At 55.1% G+C, this 23,183-nt stretch carries 21 protein-coding genes and 1 pseudogene; 20 read left to right on the top strand and 2 right to left on the bottom strand.

The genetic code is table 11. From position 1 onward, the window contains the following. Positions 1-119 precede the first annotated feature (119 nt). The 4 genes from ompW to yidZ all read left to right on the top strand — a co-directional run bounded on the left by ompW (position 120) and on the right by yidZ (position 3,086). Positions 120-767 carry an outer membrane protein OmpW gene (gene ompW, locus ACSHSR_RS13685; RefSeq protein WP_479630842.1) on the top strand — a complete coding sequence of 216 codons (648 nt, stop codon included), beginning with the start codon at positions 120-122 and terminating at the stop codon, positions 765-767. A gap of 152 nt (positions 768-919) precedes the next feature. Further along, positions 920-2,152 carry an MdtL family multidrug efflux MFS transporter gene (locus tag ACSHSR_RS13680; RefSeq protein WP_479630841.1) on the top strand — a complete coding sequence of 411 codons (1,233 nt, stop codon included), beginning with the start codon at positions 920-922 and terminating at the stop codon, positions 2,150-2,152. Beyond that, positions 2,121-2,345, top strand: coding sequence for a LysR family transcriptional regulator (locus tag ACSHSR_RS13675; RefSeq protein WP_479630840.1), 225 nt, complete (start codon positions 2,121-2,123; stop codon positions 2,343-2,345). The genes ACSHSR_RS13680 and ACSHSR_RS13675 overlap by 32 nt, the downstream gene beginning before the upstream one ends. 6 nt (positions 2,346-2,351) lie before the next feature. Beyond that, positions 2,352-3,086, top strand: a complete 735-nt coding sequence (gene yidZ / locus ACSHSR_RS13670) for an HTH-type transcriptional regulator YidZ (protein ID WP_479631524.1) — start codon at positions 2,352-2,354, stop codon at positions 3,084-3,086. Between the two features lie 4 nt (positions 3,087-3,090). Here the strand turns inward: yidZ and ACSHSR_RS13665 are convergent, their stop codons facing one another. Next, positions 3,091-3,843: an SDR family NAD(P)-dependent oxidoreductase gene (locus ACSHSR_RS13665; RefSeq protein WP_345861300.1), complete on the bottom strand. Its 753-nt coding sequence runs from the start codon at positions 3,841-3,843 to the stop codon at positions 3,091-3,093. Positions 3,844-3,960: 117 nt separating this feature from the next. Between ACSHSR_RS13665 and ACSHSR_RS13660 the strand changes: the two genes are divergently transcribed. The 12 genes from ACSHSR_RS13660 to ACSHSR_RS13605 all read left to right on the top strand — a co-directional run bounded on the left by ACSHSR_RS13660 (position 3,961) and on the right by ACSHSR_RS13605 (position 17,051). Then, complete coding sequence (locus ACSHSR_RS13660; RefSeq protein WP_025886564.1) at positions 3,961-4,374, top strand: YbaY family lipoprotein; 414 nt, start codon at positions 3,961-3,963, stop codon at positions 4,372-4,374. A 53-nt stretch (positions 4,375-4,427) separates the two neighbouring features. After that, positions 4,428-5,372, top strand: coding sequence for a homoserine O-acetyltransferase MetA (gene metA, locus ACSHSR_RS13655; protein WP_025009783.1), 945 nt, complete (start codon positions 4,428-4,430; stop codon positions 5,370-5,372). Between the two features lie 376 nt (positions 5,373-5,748). Then, positions 5,749-6,930 carry a thiolase family protein gene (locus ACSHSR_RS13650; RefSeq protein ID WP_101053026.1) on the top strand — a complete coding sequence of 394 codons (1,182 nt, stop codon included), beginning with the start codon at positions 5,749-5,751 and terminating at the stop codon, positions 6,928-6,930. 125 nt (positions 6,931-7,055) lie between these two features. After that, entirely contained in the window at positions 7,056-8,549 is a 1,494-nt protein-coding gene (locus ACSHSR_RS13645; RefSeq protein ID WP_115390593.1) for a CoA-acylating methylmalonate-semialdehyde dehydrogenase, read from the top strand. 123 nt (positions 8,550-8,672) lie between these two features. After that, the gene (locus tag ACSHSR_RS13640) at positions 8,673-9,830 is read left to right on the top strand and encodes an acyl-CoA dehydrogenase family protein (protein ID WP_025009787.1); all 1,158 of its coding nucleotides are present in this window, start codon (positions 8,673-8,675) and stop codon (positions 9,828-9,830) included. Between the two features lie 37 nt (positions 9,831-9,867). Further along, positions 9,868-10,641: an enoyl-CoA hydratase gene (locus tag ACSHSR_RS13635; RefSeq protein ID WP_096141350.1), complete on the top strand. Its 774-nt coding sequence runs from the start codon at positions 9,868-9,870 to the stop codon at positions 10,639-10,641. Positions 10,642-10,654: 13 nt separating this feature from the next. After that, positions 10,655-11,767: an enoyl-CoA hydratase/isomerase family protein gene (locus tag ACSHSR_RS13630; protein WP_107111006.1), complete on the top strand. Its 1,113-nt coding sequence runs from the start codon at positions 10,655-10,657 to the stop codon at positions 11,765-11,767. A 41-nt stretch (positions 11,768-11,808) separates the two neighbouring features. Next, a complete protein-coding gene (gene mmsB, locus ACSHSR_RS13625; RefSeq protein WP_479630839.1) occupies positions 11,809-12,708 on the top strand; it encodes a 3-hydroxyisobutyrate dehydrogenase in 900 nt (299 codons plus the stop codon). Positions 12,709-12,718: 10 nt separating this feature from the next. Continuing rightward, the gene (locus ACSHSR_RS13620; RefSeq protein WP_025009790.1) at positions 12,719-13,474 is read left to right on the top strand and encodes an SDR family oxidoreductase; all 756 of its coding nucleotides are present in this window, start codon (positions 12,719-12,721) and stop codon (positions 13,472-13,474) included. 72 nt (positions 13,475-13,546) lie between these two features. Beyond that, positions 13,547-14,530 carry a hypothetical protein gene (locus tag ACSHSR_RS13615; protein WP_479630838.1) on the top strand — a complete coding sequence of 328 codons (984 nt, stop codon included), beginning with the start codon at positions 13,547-13,549 and terminating at the stop codon, positions 14,528-14,530. A 151-nt stretch (positions 14,531-14,681) separates the two neighbouring features. Next, positions 14,682-14,906: a hypothetical protein gene (locus ACSHSR_RS13610; protein WP_025009792.1), complete on the top strand. Its 225-nt coding sequence runs from the start codon at positions 14,682-14,684 to the stop codon at positions 14,904-14,906. 78 nt (positions 14,907-14,984) lie between these two features. Further along, the gene (locus tag ACSHSR_RS13605) at positions 14,985-17,051 is read left to right on the top strand and encodes a S9 family peptidase (protein ID WP_479630837.1); all 2,067 of its coding nucleotides are present in this window, start codon (positions 14,985-14,987) and stop codon (positions 17,049-17,051) included. 5 nt (positions 17,052-17,056) lie between these two features. Here ACSHSR_RS13605 and ACSHSR_RS13600 read toward each other — a convergent pair whose 3' ends face one another. Beyond that, positions 17,057-17,455 carry a MerR family transcriptional regulator gene (locus ACSHSR_RS13600; RefSeq protein WP_025009794.1) on the bottom strand — a complete coding sequence of 133 codons (399 nt, stop codon included), beginning with the start codon at positions 17,453-17,455 and terminating at the stop codon, positions 17,057-17,059. 197 nt (positions 17,456-17,652) lie between these two features. On the opposite strand from ACSHSR_RS13600, the pseudogene ACSHSR_RS13595 reads away from it, so the two are divergent. From ACSHSR_RS13595 to ACSHSR_RS13580, 4 genes and pseudogenes are all read left to right on the top strand, one after another. After that, positions 17,653-18,306, top strand: a pseudogene (locus ACSHSR_RS13595) (heavy-metal-associated domain-containing protein); the annotation flags it as partial. A 213-nt stretch (positions 18,307-18,519) separates the two neighbouring features. Next, positions 18,520-20,709: a heavy metal translocating P-type ATPase gene (locus ACSHSR_RS13590; protein WP_479631523.1), complete on the top strand. Its 2,190-nt coding sequence runs from the start codon at positions 18,520-18,522 to the stop codon at positions 20,707-20,709. Between the two features lie 281 nt (positions 20,710-20,990). After that, positions 20,991-21,377 (top strand): hypothetical protein, encoded by a 387-nt coding sequence (locus tag ACSHSR_RS13585; protein WP_144223913.1) that lies wholly within the window; start codon positions 20,991-20,993, stop codon positions 21,375-21,377. A 204-nt stretch (positions 21,378-21,581) separates the two neighbouring features. Further along, on the top strand, positions 21,582-23,174 hold the full coding sequence (locus ACSHSR_RS13580; protein WP_025009796.1) for an ABC-F family ATPase: 1,593 nt from the start codon (positions 21,582-21,584) through the stop codon (positions 23,172-23,174). Positions 23,175-23,183: the final 9 nt, after the last annotated feature.

Below are 23,183 nucleotides of genomic sequence, written 5' to 3'. Positions count from 1 at the left end.
GGTACCTCTTAAAACGCTTGATGCAGATCAAAAATGTGAAGAGTTAAATCTGGCAGTGTGGCCTCAGTTGTTATGGATGTAATAAAAAACAAAGCGCTGTGTTGTCGCTACGGAGTGAGATGATGAAAAAAAATATCGTATCAGGATTGATTGCCGCCGCCCTTTTTTCTACTGTTGCTGCCCCTGCACTGGCCCACAAGGCCGGTGACTTTATTGTTCGTGCCGGTGCCGTTGTGGTAGCCCCGGACGAGTCCAGCCCGGTTGTGGCCGATATCGCCTCTTTTGGCGTGGACAATAACACCCAGTTGGGTCTGAACTTCGGCTATATGCTGACAGATAACTTTGGTATCGAACTGCTGGCTGCGACCCCGTTCAGCCATGACGTATCTCTGGGTGCTCTCGGCAAGATTGCCGAAACCAAGCACCTGCCGCCTACCTTGGTGGCCCAGTACTACTTCGGTAATGCCGAGTCCAAGCTGCGTCCTTACGTGGGTGTCGGGGTTAACTACACCAACTTCTTCGACAATGACTTCACCGATGAAGCTAAAGGTCTGGGTCTGGATAACCTGAGTTTGAGCAACTCTTGGGGCTGGGCCGCACAAGTGGGTCTGGATTATAAGATCAACGATAACTGGCTGGTAAATGCTTCAGTGTGGTACGCCAAGATCAGCACAGACGTGAAATTCACTATGGGCGGTGCCGAGCAGGTTGTCGATACTGACATAGATCCTTGGGTCTATATGATCAGTGTCGGTTACACCTTCTGATCTCCCCCAAACCCAGCTCCCAACCCAAAGCTCCCAACTATTGAGAAGGCGCCTCTGGCGCCTTTTTTGTCATTGGCGTCAGCTGTATGTTTTTCCTCTGAGGAAAATACTCTTGTCTTGATGGCAACTCGCTGGCATCAGTCCGGGCATTTATGCTGACAAGCAAATTCCTGCTCTATCAACTGATCATGCGTTATTACCTTATCTGTGCCTTTGCCTTGGTTTTACTCTATCCATTGGGGATCGATCTCTACTTGGTTGGCTTGCCCGAGATAGCCCGCACCCTGAACGCCGATGAGGCCCAATTGCACAACGCCTTTTCCTGTTATCTGACGGGCATGGCTCTGGCCATGTTGCTCGGTGGGCATCTTGCCGATAGGCTCGGGCGCAAGCCGGTAGCCCTTTGCGGAGCGTTGATTTTTGTGCTCTCGTCGATTTGGGCCGCCACTACTCTATCAATCACGGCGTTTTTGTTTGCCAGGGCCGGACAGGGTATAGGTGCCGGGGCGGCCTATCTGGTGACCTTTGCCATTCTGCGGGATGTGCTTGATGACCAAAGACGAGCCAAAGTCTTGTCGATGATAAATGGAATTACCTGCATAGTGCCGGTTTTAGCGCCTGTGCTGGGGCATCTGGTTTTGCTGTATTTTCCCTGGCCGGCGCTGTTTGTATTGATGGCTTTGTTGGCTGCTGCGGCGCTGTTTTTGTGTTTGGGTTTGCAGGAGTCGCTTCCGGTCAAGACGGCGGGAGAATTGATAGCCGGTGAATCCTTGCTCTGTGTGACTTTCGTCAGTCGCTTATTGATCAGTTGTCTGGCCGTGACGGCGATACTCACCTTCGTCAATACTTCGCCCATGCTGTTGATGGAGCAGTTAGGGCTCGACAGTGGTGGCTACGCCTCGGCCATGGGTGGTTTGGCACTGGTAAGCATGGTTATGGCCTTTATTTCTCCCTGGCTAATAGATTCGATTGGCCAACAACGCATGTTGCAACTGTCGCAACTGGCTTTTGCCTTGGCGGCTACTGTACTGCTGTTGGCTGCGTCTCTGGCCGCAGAGCTTTGGCTATATTTGCTGGGCATTGGCTTTGTTTGCGCCGGCTTTTCTGTGGGGTTCGGGGTCACTATGAGCCAGGCTCTGGCCCCCTTTGCTCAGCGCTCGGCTCTGGCAAGTTCCATATTGGGGATCTGCCAGATAAGTTGGTCTGGAGCCTTCATTGCGATAAGTGCCTGGTTTGGACTGACGGCGAGCACCATGTTGATACTGAGCTTGCTGATCGCCGCTTTGGGCAGCATCATACTCCTGTATTTTACCTCGCGCGCTCCAATTAAGACCAATAGCCAATGGAAGCAAGATGAACAGAGCCTTACATCGCCTCGATCTTAACCTCTTGGTCACGCTGCAGATCCTCCTCAGTGAGCGTAGTGTTACCAGAGCGGCCAAACGCCTGTCGGTAACACCTTCTGCCGTGAGTAAATCTTTGACCAAGTTACGTCATTGGTTTGATGACCCTCTATTGGTTCGTTCTCCCCAAGGCCTGCTGCCGACGCCATTGGCGTTGGCATTGGCCGAAGAGTAGGCCGAGCTGTTTCAGTTGGCCAGCAGCATAGTGGCCAAACGCAATGGTGAAGTCCCCAAAGGGGTAGAGTTTCAGCTGATGTTGGAGTCACCATTCTACCTCGAATTGTTGCCTGAACTTCCAGGGTTGATTGATGCCCATTTCCCTGATTCCGTGGTGCGGATCCGCAATTGGGACTATGACTCCCTGGACGCCATTATTTCCGGCAAGGCTGACTTGGGGCTATCTGGGCGTGAGAGTCATCCCGGCTCGCGGGAGACGCTGGCACTCTTGCCTGCGGCCGTGGATTATGAGGTCTTGTTCAGCGACGAGCCCTTGGTATATCTGCGGAAAGATCATCCCGCACTGCAACAAGTCTGGAGCCTGGAGACATTCCTTGAGTATCGGCAAATCAATATCGAGTGGGAAAAATGTGAGGGCTGGGCTCTGGATAGCCTGCTGGCTGAAAAAGGTCTGAAGCGGGATATCGCGTTGTCGGTTTCCCTGTTTGAGCAATCTTTATGGCTGGCATCACAGCCCGGGTCGCAGCTGTTAACCACGGCTCCAGGCTATTGCCGGACCTATGCGGCCAGGACATGCCCTGAGTTGGTGACCCGGCCATTGCCAATGGTTGCGGAAGATAGGGAAAAGCTCACCATTCTCTTTACCCTGATGTGGCACAAACGCAACAGCCACAATCCCAAGTTGCGCTGGCTTAAGGAAACTATTCGCCGGCAAGTGGAACAGCGGCTGTCGCTTTGAAAGGTTACTCCGCTTTCCCCTTGCGTTTCTTCACCTTCCAATGGCGGGTGTTATAGATAAACTCGGGCAGCAGTTTGGTGAGCCAGGCAACAGTCGCCCAGCGTTTGGTGACATAGACCCGGCGCTTGCCTTTTTGCAGGGCGCGGATGATTTGTCCGGCAATCACATCTACGGGGGATAGCCATAGCCTGCTCTGCTGCAGCGCTGCCTTATCCAGCAAACCCAACTGAATATCCGTGATAGTGATCGGTAGTTTGAGCCTTTGGGCATGCATGGACAGCCCCTCGAGATAGTTCATCCCAAAGGCTTTGGAGGCATGAAAGGCTACGCTGGGACCACCGCGAAGACCGGCAATGGAGTTGATGGCCGCAAGCTGACCATAACCTTGCTCGCGAAACAGCCGGAAAGCTGTGTTGCATACGGCGGCAAAGCCACGGACATTGACACTGATGATCTCATCTTCCAACTGCCAAGGCAGATCCGGATGATAGGAGTTGAGTCCGGTATTGACCAACACCAGATGTGCGCCACCCAACTGTTGCCAAATCTGTTCCAGCTCGGCTATCAAGGTTTGCGGTTTATCTATGTCCAGGCCAAACACCTGAGCCTCGGTTGCCAGGGTGGCGGCAAACTCTTTCAATGAGTCGGGATCCTGTGCCAGCAATGCCAGTTTAGTGCCTTCATCGGCCAGGCGGCGGGCTATTTCACGGCTGAGGAGTGAGCTGGCGCCCACAATAATCGCAGTTGCTTGTGTCATAAGGATATTTGAACTCAAAAATGGAGTCCTATGATAGGATTATCCTCTCAGGTTCTCAATGATTAAACTTGGATGTATAGACATCTAGAAGTCTTTGTGTATGATTAGGAGCTAGCAATGAAAATGACAGGCAACTGGCTGCGACTGCCAATGATGGCGGCTGTAGCAGGAATGATGGCACTCACAGGTTGTGCGACCCCGAATGCCACAGTCGAAATTGATGGCGATGTCTGGTACCGCGAACGTATTGCCCTGCCACCGGAAGCTGTGCTGACGGTTCAGGTTCAGGACGTTTCCAAGGCGGATGCTCCGGCAGAAGTGCTGGCGGTTATTCAGCGCGACAGCGTGACCAGCCCAACGCCTTTTAAGTTTATTCTTGCCCGGGATCAGTTCCAGAGTGGCCACAGCTACAGTGTCAGTGCCAGGATCACCCTCAAGGATGACTTACTCTTTATCAATACCCAGGCTTATCTTGTCGATATCGACAAGGCTGAGCCGGTATCAGTCATGGTGCAAAAGGTAGGGCGCTAACAGGTATACCAAGCCAAGCGCCTTGCCCTGGATAGTTCAGGAGAGGCGCTTTTATGCCCGTAAGAATACCCGATAACCTGCCAGCCGCCGGCGTTCTTGAGTCGGAGAATATCTTCGTTATGTCCGAGAGCCGGGCGGCGATGCAGGATATACGGCCGATGAAGGTGTTGATCCTCAATCTGATGCCCAACAAGATTGAGACAGAAACCCAGTTGCTGCGGCTGTTGGGCAATACTCCGTTGCAGGTGGATATCGACCTGCTGAGGATCCACGACAAAGAGTCGAAACATACACCGACCGATCATCTCAATACCTTTTACCGTGACTTTGAAGATGTGCGCCATCGCAACTATGACGGCCTGATCATCACAGGCGCCCCCCTGGGACAGCTGGATTTCGAGGAGGTCACTTACTGGGATCATATCCGCGAGATTATCGATTGGTCACAGGAGCATGTTACCTCGGTACTGTTTCTCTGCTGGGCGGCCCACGCCGGTTTTTATCACCTGTATCAACTCGAGCGTAAGATCCTTGCTGAAAAATGCTCAGGGGTTTATCAGCACAGGCGTATTCGCGCCCACGTGCCCTTACTGCGCGGCTTTGATGATGAGTTTTATGCTCCGCACTCCCGCTATGCCCAAATGGATGTGGACGAGCTTAAGGCGCATCCCGAACTGACAGTGCTGGCCGAGTCAGACCAAGCCGGTGCCTATCTGGTGATCAGTAAGGACAATCGCAACCTGTTTGTGATGGGGCATCCAGAGTATCGCAAGTCGACCCTTAAAGATGAGTACCAAAGAGATCTGGCGGCCGGGTTGGCGCCCAAGATCCCGCAAAACTACTTCCGCAACGATGACCCAGAGGCTGAAGCTATTGCCCGTTGGTATAGTCACGGTAGTCTGTTGGTGAGCAACTGGCTCAACTATTATGTCTACCAGTTGACCCCTTATGACTTATCGGATCTCAGTGCTATTACGCCCTGGGAACAGAGTGGCTGAGCCCGTAACGCCAAATGTTTTGTTGGCGGGAGTCGCAGTCTTGTGATTCCTGTCGCCTAAGTCCTAAAGAGCTTAGCTCATATTAAGCCAGATGGCGTCAGCCTCTACTGCCTATGCTTCCTCAAACTGATACTTCCTTCCCTAACCTTTTCTAAGCCGTAGTGTTTTGGCTTTATTTCAGGGCACAAGCTGTCATCCTGCTGTAAATCCTCCCTGACAAAAATATCTATAAACAGAGCCTGTATTAGACTAATTAGTACTTGCCTTACGTTCGCGTAAACGTCAAAGTGACAGCAACAGAGTGCAAATTTGCTGCACCTAACACCGCCGGCCTACTGTTGGGCCGGTGTTTGGGTGCCCAACAAGGGAGTCAACAATGAGTCGTCCTCAGGATATTGTTATCGTCGCCGCCAAACGAACCGCCATGGGCGGTTTTCAGGGCTGTCTTTCCACTGTGCCTTCTCCTCAGCTGGCGGCTTCCAGCATCAAGGCCTTGATGGAAACTACAGGAGTGAAGGGCGAACAGGTCGATGAAGTGCTGATGGGATGTGTATTGCCGGCTGGCCTCGGTCAGGCCCCTGCCAGACAGGCGGTTTTGGGGGCAGGTTTGCCCCAGTCTGTTGGCGCAACCACAGTCAACAAGGTGTGCGGCTCAGGGATGAAAACCGTGATGCTGGCGCACGATCTTATCAAGGCCGGCAGTGCCAATATCGTGATTGCCGGTGGTATGGAGAGCATGAGTCAGGCGCCGTATCTGCTGGATAAGGCTCGCGGCGGCATGCGTATGGGCCACGGTAAGGTGCTGGATCATATGTTCCTCGATGGGCTGGAAGATGCCTACACAGGTGGCGCCATGGGAACCTTCGCCCAGAAAACTGCCGACGATTTTGGCCTGACCCGTGAAGCCATGGACGCCTTTGCCCTGAGCTCACTGGAAAAAGCCAATGCAGCCATCACCTCAGGTGCCTTCAAGGAGGAGATAGTCCCGGTAACCGTAAGCAGCCGCCGCGGCGATACTCTGATTGATACCGATGAGCAGCCCGGCAATGCCCGCCCTGACAAGATCCCGGCGCTACGGCCCGCTTTTGCCAAAGACGGCACCATTACCGCCGCCAACTCCAGTTCGATTTCCGACGGTGCCGCCAGTTTGATGCTGATGAGCCGTGAGCAGGCCGAAAACCTGGGGCTGGCAGTGATGGCCACTATCAAGGGCCATGCTACCCATTCCCAAGAGCCGGCCATGTTTACCACGGCGCCCGTGGGCGCCATGCAAAAACTCTTGGCACAGACCGGCTGGAGCAAGGATGAGGTCGACCTTTTCGAAATCAACGAAGCCTTCGCCATGGTGACCATGTTGGCCATCAGTGAGTTGGGGCTGGATGCCGCCAAGGTCAACGTCAATGGCGGTGCCTGTGCGCTCGGTCATCCGATAGGTTGCTCCGGCGCCCGTCTGCTGGTGACTCTCATTCATGCGCTCAAGGCCCGAGGCCTCAAACGTGGCATGGCATCGCTGTGCATAGGTGGCGGTGAAGCCACTGCCATGGCGATTGAGATCTGATATCCAGTCGGCCGCGGCAGCGGCCGGCAACAAATTGAAGCAATCAACAAGACAGGAAACGGCGTCATCAAAAAGCAGCCACAAGAGCTGTTGCCGCGCCGTTCTACTACCTACAAGGAATTCTTATGAGCACACAAGTCAAGCACTACATAGATGGCGAATTCGTCAACGGTTCCGGCAGCAAGCAGATCAATGTTACCAATCCGGCCAACAATGAAACCATCGCCTTTATCAACTGTGCGACCCAGCCGGAAGTTGAGCGCGCCATCGCCAGCGCCAAGGAAGCCTTCAAGAGCTGGAAGGAAGTGGCCGTTTCCGAACGCGCTCGGGTGATGCTGCGCTATCAACACCTTTTGAAAGAACACCATGACGAGCTGGCCACCATTTTGGCCCAGGAAACGGGTAAAACCTTTGAAGATGCCAAGGGTGATGTCTGGCGCGGTATTGAAGTGGCCGAGCATGCCTGCAACATCGCCTCCTTGCTGATGGGTGAAACGGTTGAGAACGTGGCCCGCAGCATAGATACCTACTCCTACACTCAGCCGCTGGGTGTCTGCGCCGGGATTACGCCATTCAACTTCCCGGCGATGATCCCGCTGTGGATGTTCCCGCTGGCTATCGCCTGCGGCAACACCTTCGTTCTCAAGCCGTCCGAGCAGGACCCAATGACGCCTCAGCGTCTGGTGGAGCTGTTCGAACAGGCCGGTGCTCCCAAGGGCGTGCTGCAGCTGGTTCACGGTGACAAAACGGCGGTTGATGTACTGCTGTCTCATCCGGATATCAAGGCGATTTCCTTTGTGGGTTCTGTGGGCGTGGGTCAGTACATCTACAAGACAGGCACTGACAACCTCAAGCGGGTGCAGGCCTTTGCCGGTGCCAAGAACCACTGCGTGATCATGCCTGATGCCAACAAGCAGCAAGTGATCAATAACCTGGTGGGCGCCTCGGTTGGTGCCGCCGGTCAACGCTGTATGGCGCTGTCGGTCGCTGTGTTTGTCGGTGCCGCCAAAGAGTGGATCCCTGAGCTGAAAGAAGCCCTGTCCAAGGTGCGTCCCGGTCTTTGGGATGACAAGGAAGCCGGTTACGGCCCACTCATCAGCCCGGCCGCCAAAGAGCGGGTGCTCAAGCTTATCGCCGAGGGCAAGGCTGAAGGCGCCGAGTGTCTGCTCGATGGTTCCGACTGCACTGTACCCGGTTATGAGTCTGGCAACTGGGTTGGCCCGACCATGTTCGACAAGGTAACCACGGACATGAGCATCTACAAGGAAGAGATCTTCGGCCCTGTGCTCTGCTGTATGGAAGCCGAGTCGCTGGAAGATGCCATTGAGCTGGTTAACGCCAGCCCTTACGGCAACGGCACCTCTATCTTTACCGCCAGCGGCGCTACGGCGCGTAAGTATCAGCATGAAATTGAAGTGGGTCAGGTGGGTATCAACGTGCCTATTCCTGTGCCGCTGCCATTTTTCTCTTTCACGGGTTGGAAGGGCAGCTTCTACGGCGATCAGCACGCCTACGGCAAGCAGGCGGTGCGTTTCTACACAGAGACCAAGACCATCACCAGCCGTTGGTTCGAGTCTGATATCGCCTCTGGTCCCAACATGACTATCGCCCTCAAGTAACAGTGTGAGTCCAAGGGCACCGGCAATAGCCGGTGCCCCTTTTTAATCGCAACAGTAAATAACAAGAGATCCGGCATCACCGGATCACCGCAAGACGCAGAGATCTGCGCACAGGAGTCAAGCATGGATTTCAATCTCAACGAAGATCAGCGCCAATTCGCCGAGCTGGCCCGTCAGTTTGCCGCCGATGAACTGGCCCCATTTGCCGCCAAATGGGATGAGGAGCATCACTTTCCCAAAGACGTGATCCAAAGAGCCGGGGAGCTGGGATTCTGCTCACTCTATTCTCCAGAGTCGGAAGGTGGCATGGGCCTGTCGCGTCTGGATGCCTCGATTATTTTTGAAGAGCTGGCCAAGGGCTGTACTGCCACCACAGCCATGCTGACCATTCACAACATGGCCACCTGGATGGTGACGACCTGGGGCCAGCAAAGTCTGCGGGCCGAGTGGTCTGAAGCGCTGACCACAGGCAGCAAGCTGGCTTCTTACTGCCTGACCGAGCCAGGTTCAGGCAGTGACGCCGCTTCACTTGCCACCCGCGCCGAGCGCGACGGCGATGAGTATGTGATTAACGGCTCCAAGATGTTTATCTCGGGCGCCGGCGCCACCGAGCTTTTAGTGGTGATGTGCCGCACCGGTGAGGCCGGCCCCAAGGGAATTTCGGCCATTGCCATCCCGGCTGACGCCAAGGGTGTTATCTACGGCAAGGCCGAGGACAAGATGGGCTGGAACGCCCAGCCAACCAGACTCATTACTTTTGAAAACGTGCGGGTGCCGGTCAATCATCTGTTGGGTGAGGAAGGCCAGGGCTTTACCTTCGCCATGAAGGGCCTGGATGGCGGCCGCATCAATATCGCCACCTGCTCTGTGGGTACCGCTCAGGCTGCACTTGAGCGCGCCACTGAATATATGCATGAGCGCAAGCAGTTCGGCAAACCACTGGCCGCCTTCCAGGCGCTGCAGTTCAAGCTGGCCGACATGGCCACAGAACTGGTCGCCGCGCGGCAGATGGTGCGTCTGGCGGCATTTAAGCTGGACAGCGGCGATCCCGAAGCCACGGCTTATTGCGCCATGGCCAAGCGTTTTGCCACAGATATAGGGTTTGCCGTGTGTGACAGCGCGCTGCAAATTCACGGTGGTTACGGCTACATCCGCGAATACCCACTGGAGCGACATTTCCGTGATGTACGGGTACACCAGATCCTGGAAGGAACCAATGAGATTATGCGCCTTATCATCGCCCGCCGCCTGCTGGATGAGCATGCCGGCGAGATCCTCTAAGGCCAAACCCATTTAACCGAATTGCAAGGAGTCATTCATGTCTTTTTTGATTGAGCATATCGAAGGCCACACGGCTGTTCTGACCATCAACAATCCACCGGCCAACACCTGGACGGCCGAGAGCCTCAATGAACTGCGCCTCAAGGTGGAAGAGCTCAACAATGATCCCGATATCTATGCCTTGGTACTGACAGGGGAAGGGGAGAAATTCTTCTCTGCCGGCGCCGATCTCAAGCTGTTTGCCGATGGTGATAAAGGCAATGCCGCCACCATGGCACGCTATTTTGGCGAAGCATTTGAAACCTTGAGCGCCTTTCGCGGTGTGTCTATTGCCGCCATCAACGGCTATGCCATGGGCGGCGGTTTGGAAGTGGCACTGGCCTGTGATATCCGTATCGCCGAAGAGCAGGCGCAGCTGGCATTACCCGAGGCCACAGTCGGCCTGTTGCCTTGCGCCGGCGGCACCCAGAATCTGACCGCTCTGGTCGGTGAGGGCTGGGCCAAGCGGATGATCCTGTGCGGTGAGCGAATCGATGCCGCCAAGGCCCGTGAGATTGGCCTGGTAGAAGAGGTAGTTGGTAAGGGCGAGGCTCTGAGTGCCGCCATTGCGCTGGCGACCAAGGCCGCTAAGCAGAGCCCATCGAGCGTGACCGTTTGCAAACAGTTGATCCAGGCCGGACGTAATATGCCAAGAGCTCAGGCGCTGCCGCTGGAGCGTGAGCTGTTTGTGGCTCTGTTTGACACCCAAGATCAGAAAGAAGGGGTCAATGCCTTCCTGGAGAAGCGCGCAGCCAACTGGAAAAACGCATAAGGAGGGCGCTGATATGAGTCATGAAGTGGTATTTCAGACCCTGGGAACCGCCAGCGGCAAGTTGATTGGTGTGGCGACACTCAATGTGGAAAAAGCACTCAATGCACTGAATCTCAACATGGTGCGTTTGCTGGCCAAGCAGTTGGCTGCCTGGAAACAGGATGAGCAGATTGCCTGCGTGATCCTTGACGGCAGCGGCGATAAAGCCTTCTGCGCCGGTGGAGATGTGCGGGCGCTGTATCAGGCGCAGCAGGCCAATCCCGGCAGTTACACCCAGGAAGCCCGGGTGTTTTTCGAAGAGGAGTATCGACTCGACTTTCAGCTGCACACCTTCGGCAAGCCGGTATTGGTTTGGGGCGATGGCATAGTGATGGGTGGTGGTCTGGGGCTGATGATAGGTGCCAGCCACAGGGTGTTGACCGAGCGCTCGCGCATCGCCATGCCCGAGGTCACCATAGGCCTTTACCCGGATGTCGGCGGCAGCTATTTTCTTGGCCGCATGCCGGGCAAGACTGGGCTGTTTCTCGGCCTGACCGCCTACAATATGAATGCGGCCGATGCCCGTTATACCGGCATTGGCAATCATTTTCTGGCCTCAACGGATAAAGAGCGCATGCTCGATGCCATGGCGACGGTTAATTGGGGCAATAACACCAGTCTCAACCAGCAGAAGCTGCATGATCTGCTTAATGAACTGGAAACCCAGAGTGAAGAGCGTCCCGGCAGCAGCCGCTTGAAGGGCCATCAGGCTCAGATAGATGAGCTGATGACCGGAGATATGGCCGAAATTCTCGCCAAGATGCAGGCCCTGGAAACCCAAGAGAGCTGGTTGCAGCGCGCCCGTGACACCATGCTGAGCGGCAGCCCGCTTAGCTGGGCGCTGGCCTACGAGCAGTCAAGGCTTGGGACTGACATGAGCCTGGCGGATTGTTTCCGCTTCGAGCTGGGTCTCAGCCTCAACTGCTGCGCCATAGGTGATTTTTGTGAGGGTGTCAGGGCGCTGCTTATCGACAAGGACCGTAATCCCAACTGGCGTTACGGCAAGGGCAAGATAGCACCGCAAGAAGCGGTATCTGCCTTGCTCGAGTCGCCATTTGAACATGAACACCCATTGGCCGATTTGTAACAGATGTCGGCAAACAAGATTCCAACAGGGAGAGCAAACAGATGACAACAGTGGCTTTTATTGGTTTGGGCAACATGGGTGGGCCGATGGCGGTCAACCTGATCAAGGCCGGGATGGCTGTTCGGGTATTCGATCTGGTGCCGGCGGCGATGCAGAGCCTGGCAGAGCAGGGGGCTATAACGGCCCAGAGCGCCTGTGGCGCAGCGGCGGGTGCCGATGTGGTGGTAACCATGTTGCCGGCCGGCAAGCATGTTCGTAGCCTGTACCTCGGCGGCGAGCAGCAGCAAGGGCTGCTGGATGTTGTGGCAGAGGGGACCTTACTTATCGATTCATCTACCATAGATGCCGACAGCGCCCGCACTGTGGCGGCTGCATCGGCCGCCAAAGGGCTTGAGTTTGTTGATGCGCCGGTTTCCGGTGGCACCGCCGGGGCCGCGGCCGGTACGCTGACCTTTATCTGCGGCGGCAGCGACGCAGGTTTTGCCAAGGCCAAACCCGTTCTCGAGTGCATGGGCGCCAATATTTTCCATGCAGGCAGTGCCGGCGCCGGTCAGGTTGCCAAAATCTGCAACAACATGCTGTTGTCTGTATTGATGGTAGGTACCAGCGAGGCACTGAGTCTGGGGATAGATAATGGTTTGGATCCCAAGGTGCTGTCAGATATCATGAAAGTTTCGAGCGGCGGCAACTGGACCTTGGAGAAATACAACCCCTGCCCCGGGGTGATGCCAAGCGTGCCATCGTCCAATGACTATCAGGGCGGGTTTATGGTGGATCTTATGGTCAAGGATCTCGGTCTGTCCCAGGAAGCAGCGCTGTCCAGCCAGTCGAGCACCCCCATGGGCGCACTGGCGCGCAGCCTCTATGTCAACCATGCCCGCAAGGGTAATGGTCGTCGCGATTTTTCCAGTATTTTTGAACAATTCAAGCAAGAGAAATAAGGATAACCCAATGGATGTAAAAGGTAAGGTAGTCGCCATCACAGGTGGAGCCGGTGGACTGGGTCTGGCCATGGCGCAGGAGCTGGCCGCTGCCGGTGCCCGTCTGGCGCTGATCGATGTGGATCAGGACCGTCTGGAGCAAGCCTGTGCCCTGATGGGCGAGACCGAAGTTCAGGGTTATGCGGTGGACATCACAGATGAAGAAGATGTGATGGCAACCTTTCAGTACATTCTGGAAGATTTTGGTCAGCTCAATGTGCTGGTAAACAACGCGGGTATTTTGCGTGACGGCATGCTGATCAAAGCCAAAGAGGGCCAGGTGACAGACCGTATGTCTCTGGAGCAGTTCCAGTCGGTTATCAATGTAAACCTGAGCGGCAGCTTCCTCTGTGGCCGTGAAGCCGCAGCCGCCATGATAAGCTCTGGCCAGGAAGGGGTGATCATCAATATCTCCAGCCTGGCTCGGGCCGGCAATGTAGGGCAGAGCAACTATGCCGCCTCCAAGGCCGGTGTTGCTGCCATGGCGGTGGGCTGGGCCAAAGAGTTGGCGCGATACAAGATCAGGGCCGCCGCTGTTGCCCCCGGGGTTATTGCCACCGAAATGACCGCCGCCATGAAACCGGAAGCGCTGGAGCGCCTGGAGAAAATGGTACCGGTCGGCCGTTTGGGTGATGCCGCAGAAATCGCCTCGACAGTTAAATTCATCATTGAAAACGACTATGTCAATGGCCGGGTATTTGAAATTGACGGCGGTATCCGCCTGTAATTCAATGCTTTGATATCAAGGCGAAAATAGATATCATCCCTGTTCTTTACTGCGTTTCAAACAAGGACAGGGATGATGTTTTCTTCCACCAGGCAGGTTTCCTTTAACCCTCTATTGTTGTCAACCACGCTAGTGCTGACTGCTTCGCTCTCCTGTGCTCTTGTCGGCTCACAAGCCAATGCTAGCCAAACCAACGCCAGCCAAACCTTACACACTACTCAGACAGTTCAACCCAGTGAAGCCAAAGCTGCCATACGTCACGAGGAAGGGCGGCAGATTTATGCCGAGCAGATGGAAGGAAAACTGCTCGCCAAAGACGGCCAGAGCTTGCCAGATGGTGTTGCGCCCAAGATGTTGCTCGATTGGTTGGCGCCGGGACGTTCTCTGGACTTGCTGGCAAGCATAGGCGCCAAACCTTGGGGCAACCAGGGCTTGTATCTGGGCTATGCCTGTGTGGTTGCCGAAGGATCGGATCTTAAATATACAGATGGCAGCGATCTTTGCAGTGAGAACTTTGCCGAGCGTCAGACCCATGATTTTTACTTTGGCGTATTTAAGCTGGACCAGGGGAACTTCCAAGCGCTTGCTGCCCACGATGGCCCACTCAATACCCCGGTCAACTGGAACTACTCCAATCTGGAGAGCACAGTGGATGGCGGTTCTGATACAGTACCTCAATCGGTCAAAAAGCTGGATCTGGCACCCTACAAGGTCAGTGACCAGTTAACCGCCATAGGGATCCGAGTTGGTTTCAGTGAAGGTTTTTCCGGTGGCGGTGCCTTCTATGAAGCGCTGCAGCTCTATGTAATCGATGGCGATAAGCTGGTGAATATCTTCTCTGAACCCATGTATTTCTATAAAGATCTGGCCGGTGAGCGGGATGAAACCGGCGTACGCGCCCGGGTTATTGATGAAGGCAAAAATCTGCTGCAGCTTCTTGGGCGTCAACATCATGGATACTATGATCTGCGCCTGAAAAATGTCGACAATGGCAGCAAAGTGGACTTTCGTTGGTCCAGGGATGCCGGGCGTTATTTGCCCAAAAATGGCGGTTGAGCCGCGCCCAAATCTCTCAAAAGTTATCATTCTGCAATCCGGGGTGTCAGATACTTGTCCGCTTTGTATCACAGACGTTGACAATTCTTGTCCCGGATTGAACAATTCCCCTACTAAAAGGTAAAAGCACCAGAGGTATAAACACTCACCCATGCATTGGCTGGAGAAACAAATCAAGCGCCTGCTTTTACTGGTGGGAGTCGTGGGGGTCATGGTAATCTACTTCGGATTCTTCTACCTGCTTCTCAGCGGTCGCTCCACAGAACCCATCACCTGGTACTATTTGCTTTCACCTTGGATCTGCATCTTTTTTGGATTATCCAGTTTGCAGCAGTACAGGGTTTTGCAGTGGTTCTGTGCCAGATATAAAAAATAAGAAAAACCAAGAAAACACAAGACTTAAGTTGTAGTAGTTTCAGCCTGCCCCTGGGCAGGTGTTGGGGGAAACGAAACCATGATTTTCAATCCCGGAAAGCGAATTCTGGCCGCAGCGCTGATGGCTTCAGTGTTGCAGGGTTGCGGTCAACCTGCGCAGGAGCAACAAGCCCCTGCCAACAATGAACAGAGGATTAGTGCCGCTTATGGCAGCTGGGTCTCACCTTTGGGAGCCGCCGAAGTCTACGGCAGTGCCTCGGCAATAGGTGAGCTGCAGAGTGTCGGTGATGCGATTTATTTCTCGGAATCCAGCCCGGCCGAAGGTGGCAAGGTGGGGATCAAGCGTCTCGAAAAAGACGGCAGCATTACCAGTGTGGTGGCGCCGACCTTTGGTATTGGCAGCCGCGTTCATGAATATGGCGGAGGCGACTTTCTCGGCATAGGCCAGAGCCTGTTTGTCACCAAGGGGCAGGATCAGCTGTTTTACCGGATAGCGCCCAATCAGGAGGCGCTGGCACTGACACCCAATGGCACCCGTCACGGTGACTGTATCTCTTATCCCAAGGGCTCACGGATTATCTGTGTCCGGGAAGATCATCGCCAACCGGGAGAGCCCAAGGCCAGTTTGGTGACCATTAACCTGAATTTCTCCGGTGAAGGGGATATCTTCGTCGATGGTCACGACTTTATCAGTTCACCGGCAATTAATGCCGACAATACACAGCTTGCCTGGATTACCTGGGAACACCCCAATATGCCTTGGGATAATACCCAGTTGTGGCTTGGGGATCTCAACCGCAAGGGGCAGTTGACCAATATTCGGCAAATCACCCCTGAGCGAAAGGGCGCACTGATGCAACCCCTGTTCAGCCCTGGCGGTGTGCTCTACTTTATTGCCGACTATGACAACTGGTGGAACCTGTATCGGCTGGATGCCAACGGCAGAATCGAGCAGGTTACCCAACTCAAGGCTGAAATCGGCGGCCCTGCCTGGAAGCTGGGCCAGCATGCTTACGCCTTTGAGAATGAAAACACCCTGATAGCCAGCTTCAACAAGGAAGGCGATGCCGGATTGCTGCGACTGGATCTGCAGACTGGGGTCATTGAACCTTTGGCCGCCGACTTTGCCGATATCAGGCAGGTGGTGCAAGGGGCCGACGGGGTTTATTTTGTTGGCAATAGGCCAACACCCGAGCGCGGCATCTACAAGGTTTCCGGCCGCGGTACAGAGCTTGTGTACGCCCCGGAGATCAGCGGATTGGATCCCAAATATATCTCCCGCGCCATCAATGTGGAGTTCACCACCAAGGGGGGAGACAAGGCTCATGGCTATTTTTATCCGCCGGTAAATGGTGACTACCAACCCTTGCCTGACACCCGGCCGCCGCTGCTGATGATGCTGCATGGTGGCCCGACCGCCAAGGCCAACCGGGCTTACAGCAGCGCCATTCAGTATTGGACCAGTCGCGGCTTTGCCGTGTTTGAGCTCAATTACCGTGGCAGTACCGGGTTTGGTCGCCAATATCGCCAAAGCCTCTATGGCAACTGGGGCAAGGCAGATGTTGAGGATGCCGTCTGGGCCGCAGGGTTTTTAGTTGACCAAGGCTGGGTCAGTGCTGACAAACTGGCGATTCGCGGCGGCAGTGCCGGTGGCTTGAGCGTGCTTTCGGCCTTGGCCTTCTATGACAAGTTCAAGGCCGGGGTGAGCTATTTCGGGATCAGTGATATCGAGGTGCTGGGCAAGGAAACCCATAAGTTTGAGTCAAGATACCTGGATCAACTGATAGGCCCTTACCCCAAAATGAAGGCTGTGTATCGTGAACGCTCGCCCCTGTATCATCTGCAGGGATTCAATGAGCCTTTGCTGCTGTTGCAAGGGCTCGAAGATAAGGTGGTGCCACCGAATCAGTCACAGCATATCTTCAAGGCGCTGAAAGACAAGGGCGTTCCCACGGCGTTTATCGGCTTTGAGGGGGAGGGGCACGGCTTTCGCCAGCCCCACAACAAGATACTGGCATTGGAGTCAGAGCTGGTGTTCTACGGCATGGTGTTTGATTTCACCCCGGCGGGCACGCTGCCGGCACTGAAGCTGGACAATGCCGCAGCCTTGGCGCGGCCCGGGCAGCAAGCCAAATTGCCTGAGTGACAACTTCAGGCCTGTTTGGCTTCGCTGGACAGGCCATCTATGATGGCGCATTCAGACTGGCTGCCACCGCGGCATTGAGATACCAGCTCGCTCAGTTGGGCATGCAGTGAGGCCAGTCTGGTCATCTTTTCTTCCAACGCCTGCAGGTGCCCCTTGGCCAGGCGTTTGACATCCTCGGCGCAGCGTTTGGGATTGTGTTTCAGTTGCAACAGATCCCGGCATTCATCCAAGGTAAAGCCCAGCTCGCGGCAGTGCTGCAAAAACTTGAGCGCCTCGATGTCGGCTGCACGATACTCACGATACCCGTTGTCGCCTCTATGGGCCTCAACCAAGCCTATGTCATGGTAATAGCGGATACTCTTGATACTCAGGCCTGTTGCCTTGGCCACTTCGCCTATTTTCATCGTCAAACTCCCGCTTTCTGCCGTATTTGGACTATTGTGGGCAATTTTGTCGCGCCGCAAGCGCATTGTTGAGAGTCAGTGCACCTTTTATCTCACGGATGATTTTTCGAGCTTGACTCTCCCGTTACTGGAGACTTTAACCTTTATCCCAGTGTTGAGCCAGCCTCGCTTGCGAGGGGCACAGAAGGGAGTTTCCAATGGACCAGATACAATTCACCATAACGAATATGAAGTGCGGCGGCTGCGCCAGCAAGATAAGGGCCCTGTTTGCCGACGATACCGGCGTAGAAGCCGCTACCGAGGTGGCCGATAAGTCGTTGACGCTGACATTCGTCCCGGGCGCTGAGCTTACCCCCGCCACGGCGCTGGCGAGACTGAAAGACGCAGGTTATGACGCTGAGCAGGCCGAGATTGCGGCTCCCGGCGCCGGTGACAGCGCGCAAGAGCCCAGCCCTGAACCCAGCCCTGAAGCCCCTGCCAGCTTTAACTTTCATGTTGCCGATATGAACTGCGGCCACTGTGAGAGTAAGCTTCGCAGGGCGCTGGCTGATGAGCTTGAGGTAGAAGTCGACCTTAAAGGCAAACAGCTGCGGCTGAAAAGTCACAAGAGCGCGGCGGAACTGGCCGAATTGATAACCGGCGCAGGCTTTACCCCGCCAACGCTTGCGCCAGGTAATACAAGTGAGCCGGAAAACTTCCACTTTTATGTTGGCGATATGACCTGTGGCCATTGTGAGGCCAGTATTCGTAAGGCGCTCAGCGATGAAGCCGAGGTGACAGTCAATCTGAAACAGAAACGGCTTGCACTGAAAAGCCATAAAACCGCCGCCGAGTTGACCGAGCTGTTAAAGGCCGCCGGGTTTACCGCCGAGCCTTGGCGCGATGAGCATGCCGAGGCTGATACCGAGACTGAGACAGAAGCTCAGGCTGACACTTTGAAACCGGCAGTGGCCGCAACTACAACTGAAACCGAAACTAAAGCCGGCAACCATGCCGATAAAGCAGTCAAGCAGAAAGCCGCCACGCTTCATCCTGCCAACCCCACACTGCTGTTTGTGCCGGATATGAGCTGCGCCAGCTGCGTGGCCAAGATAGAAAAAGCCTTTGCCGCCAAAGAGGTCGAGGCCAGAGTCAACTTGGCCGACAAGCAGGTGAGCGTGGCCGCTGGGTTGCCAGTTGCTGAAGCCGTTGCGCTGCTGCTCTCAGCCGGGTATCGCGCCGAGCCGATAACCGACGCCGCCAGTGCCATGGCCGACAAGGCCGAGCATGATGCCAGGGAATATCGCACCCGGATCAGACAGGCCATCGCCGGTCTCGGGCTGGGGATCCCCTTGATGATCTGGGGTCTGGCCGGTGGTGACATGATGATCCACGATAGCCAAAGCCAACTTATCTGGGGCGCCATGGGGCTGTTGACCTTGTTGCTGCTGGTCACCACCGGGGGGCACTTCTTCAGTGGTATGTGGCGCTCACTCAAGGCCAAGAGTGCCAACATGGATACGCTGATTGCCCTGGGTACGGGCACAGCGTGGCTTTACTCCATGCTGGTGGTGCTTATTCCCGGCTTTTTCCCCGACGGCACCCGTCATGTGTACTTTGAGGCCAGTGTGATGATCCTCGGCTTGATTAACCTTGGGCATGCATTGGAGCTGAGAGCCCGCGGCAAGACCAGTGAAGCGGTGCAGAAGCTTATTGGCCTGCAGAGCAATACGGCCATCAAGATCACCGAAGACGGCGATGAAACCGTGGCCATAGCAACGCTGGTGGTGGGCGACAAGCTGAGACTGCGCCCGGGTGACAGAGTGGCGCTCGACGGTGAAGTGCTTTCAGGCAGTTCGCTGCTCGATGAGTCCATGCTCACAGGCGAACCCATTCCCGTGGCTAAATCCGTGGGCGACAGTCTGAGCGCCGGCACAGTCAATGGAAACGGCAGCCTTATTTACCAAGTTACTGCCGGGCCTGCCGATACCCGCCTGGCGAAGATTATCGCCCTGGTTCAGGAGGCCCAGACCTCCAAGATGCCCATAGGGCGATTGACAGACAAGATAGCCGCCGTGTTTGTGCCTGTGGTGGTGGTGATTGCGCTGCTGGCGGCCATCATCTGGTATTTTGTCGGCCCTGAGCCCGCGTTGTCCCATGCGCTGGTGGTGCTGACCAGTGTACTGATTATCGCCTGTCCCTGCGCCTTGGGGCTGGCGACGCCTATGTCCATCATGGTATCTGTCGGCCGCGCCGCTTCCATGGGGGTGTTGGTGAAAAACGGTGAGGCGCTGCAAACCGCCAGCAAGGTCAGCTGTGTGGTGCTGGATAAGACCGGCACCATCACAGAAGGTAAGCCCGCCGTCACCCAGGTGGATATTTTTGATGATGCCTTTGATGAGCGCGAGCTACTGCGCGCCGTGGCCAGCCTTGAACAACACTCGGGCCACCCATTGGCGGCGGCGCTGCTGGATGCCGCCAAAGCCAAAGAGGTTGTACTGAGTGAGCCGCAGGGGTTTGACTATCGCCAGGGGCAAGGTCTGCTGGGGCAGTTTGAAGGCCGACAGTGGGCGGTCGGTAACAGCAAGCTAATGGACGCACTGGGCATTAGGCTGACCGAGACGCACCAGGCAAGACTGGAGCAGGGGGCGGCGCTTGGACACACCCAGGTGCTGGTGGCCCGAGATCATCAGCTGCTGGCGTTGGTGGGGATCAGTGACCCAATCAAATCCGATGCCAAAGAAGCCATGACCGCGCTCAAGGCCCAGGGCAAGCGCTTGGTATTGCTCAGTGGTGATAACCAGGCCACAGCCGAAGCCGTGGCGCGTCAGGTGGGGATTGAGGAAGTCATCGCCGGGGTGTTGCCGGATGAAAAGCAATCCTGGGTCAGTAAGTTTCAAGCGCAGGGTGAAGTGGTGGCCATGGTCGGTGATGGGATCAATGACGCCCCGGCGCTGATGGCCGCCGATGTCGGCATTGCCATGGGCTCAGGCACAGAGATTGCCATAGAGAGCGCCGACCTGACCTTGCTTAACCCAAGGCTGGGTAGTTTGGCCGGGGCATTTGCCCTGTCGCGGGCGACACTTGGCAACATCAAGCAGAACCTGTTCGGCGCCTTTATCTACAACACTCTGGGGATCCCGATTGCGGCCGGGGTGCTGTACCCGCTGACAGGGATCTTGCTGAGCCCTGTGGTGGCCGGCGCGGCAATGGCGCTGTCTTCACTGACTGTGGTGACTAACGCCAACCGCTTGCGGCGTCAGTCTTTGGATTAAGCTCTTTCAGCGTTCGAGCCGGGGGAATTGCCCCGGCTTTTTATTGTTTTCTTGTTTTATCGCCTTGTTTTTCCTGTTTAAATAAGGGGTTTGCCTTTGCTCAGCACCAATGCCTGCCGAAAAAGGCAGCCTGTGGTCACGGCCTGAGCCCTTAGCCTGTCAAAGCCTTTAGTCTATAAGAGCCTTTGGTCAATATAAGCTTGGGGCTGGATATCGCTGGCCAAGCGAGTCACAGCAAGGGCAACGGGGAATAAGAAACGAAATGGGAAAGGAGTAGGAAAATGCAATCCAGAAAATTAACCGCGGCAGCTAAGCCGAGTCTGCTAGGCGGTGTCTTGCTGCTCAGCGCCATCTCTGTGCCTGCTCAGGCGGGCTGCGGCGAGAAAACCACTGAGTGCATAGTGATCAAGGGTGACAGCCAAAAGACCCTGGAGTGTGAAATCACGGTTTGTGCCAATGTGCACTCATTTCTCAGTCGCTGGCAGTTGGCCGATGGCACCACGCTGAGCACGGATTACACCGATGACAGCGAGAGCATCACTATCAATGGTGAGCCGGGATATGCCTTGCCGACAGAGATTTTGCGCCCCGAACTTGGCTGTTACAGCACTTTTGCAACAAACAAGGCGGAAACTACCTTGGTGTGTGGCCGCGATCTGGATTTTTAATCTGCTTGCAGAAGATTTTTAAAGTCTTTGGTAAACAGCTGGTTGCACTGCTTTATCTCGCTGGCTGTCCGCGAGTTTGGTTGATAATTCACGCAGGAATGTTATAGTGCCCGGCTTTATTTACCCGGCCAATCATAGGCCTTGGGCTCTTGGACGCGGCTTTACATAGCCAGGTCCCGCATCTGGATATTTTGGAATCATACAGTGATAACGACAGCTAACATCACCATGCAGTTTGGCGCCAAGCCGCTGTTTGAAAACATCTCGGTTAAATTCGGCGAAGGCAACAGATACGGCCTTATCGGCGCCAATGGCTGCGGTAAGTCTACTTTTATGAAGATCCTTTCCGGTGAGTTGGAGCCAACCTCGGGTAATGTGTCGCTGGATCCCAACGAGCGTCTGGGTAAGTTGAACCAGGATCAGTTCGCCTATGAAGAGCACAGCGTTATCGACACAGTGATCATGGGCCACAAAGAGCTGTGGGCGGTGAAGCAGGAGCGCGATCGCATCTACTCCTTACCGGAAATGAGCGAAGAAGACGGCATTAAAGTGGCCGATCTTGAGATGCAGTTTGCCGAAATGGACGGTTATACCGCAGAAAGCCGCGCCGGTGAGCTGCTGCTCGGGGTGGGTATTCCGCTGGAACAACATTTTGGCCCCATGAGTGAAGTGGCACCGGGTTGGAAACTCAGGGTGCTGCTGGCACAGGCCTTGTTCTCTGATCCCGATGTGTTGCTGCTCGACGAACCGACCAACAACCTGGATATCGATACCATTCGCTGGCTGCAGGAGATGCTTAACCAGCGTAACAGCACCATGATCATCATTTCCCACGACAGATACTTCCTCAACTCTGTCTGTACCCATATGGCGGATCTGGACTATGGTGAGCTGCGGGTCTATCCGGGCAACTATGATGAATATATGACAGCCGCCTCTCAGGCCCGCGAGCGCCTGGTGGCTGAAAACGCCAAGAAGAAGGCACAGATTGCCGAGCTGCAAACCTTCGTGGCGCGTTTCTCTGCCAACGCTTCCAAGGCCAAACAGGCCACATCCCGTGCCCGTCAAATCGACAAGATCAAGCTGGATGAGATCAAGGCTTCCAGCCGGGTTAACCCCTACATTCGTTTCGAGCAGGAGAAGAAACTGTTCCGTAACGCTTTGATTGTTGAGAACATGAGCAATGGTTACGATGAGTTGCTGTTCAAGGATGTGAACTTTATCGCTGAAGTGGGCGAGCGTATCGCGATTCTGGGTGAAAACGGCGTGGGTAAGACCACCTTGTTGCGTACTCTGATCCACGAGTTGCCACAAAAGAGCGGTACCATTCAGTGGTCTGAAAACCATCGTATCGGCTACTACGCCCAGGATCATGCCAGCGACTTTGAAAATGATATGAACCTGTTCGACTGGATGGGTCAGTGGCGTCTGGAAGGTGATGACGATCAGGCGGTGCGTTCAGTGCTGGGCCGTATGCTGTTCAGCGCCGACGACATCAAGAAATCTGTCAAGGTACTGTCCGGTGGTGAGCAGGGTCGTATGCTGTTTGGCAAGCTGATGCTGCAAAAGCCCAATATTCTGGTGATGGACGAACCGACCAACCACCTGGATATGGAATCGATTGAGTCGTTGAACAACGCCCTCGAACTCTATGAAGGCACCTTGCTGTTTGTCAGCCATGACCGCGCCTTCGTTTCATCACTGGCCAACCGTATCATAGAGATAAGCGCTGATGGCGTGAGCGACTTCAAGGGCACTTATGATGAGTTCCTGGCCAGCAAAGGCATTGAAGCCTAAGTCTTTTAT

The sequence above is a fragment of the Shewanella sp. VK101 genome (assembly GCF_056497865.1).
Note: the sequence above shows the minus strand (reverse complement) of the source record. Positions and strands in the feature narration are given on the sequence as shown.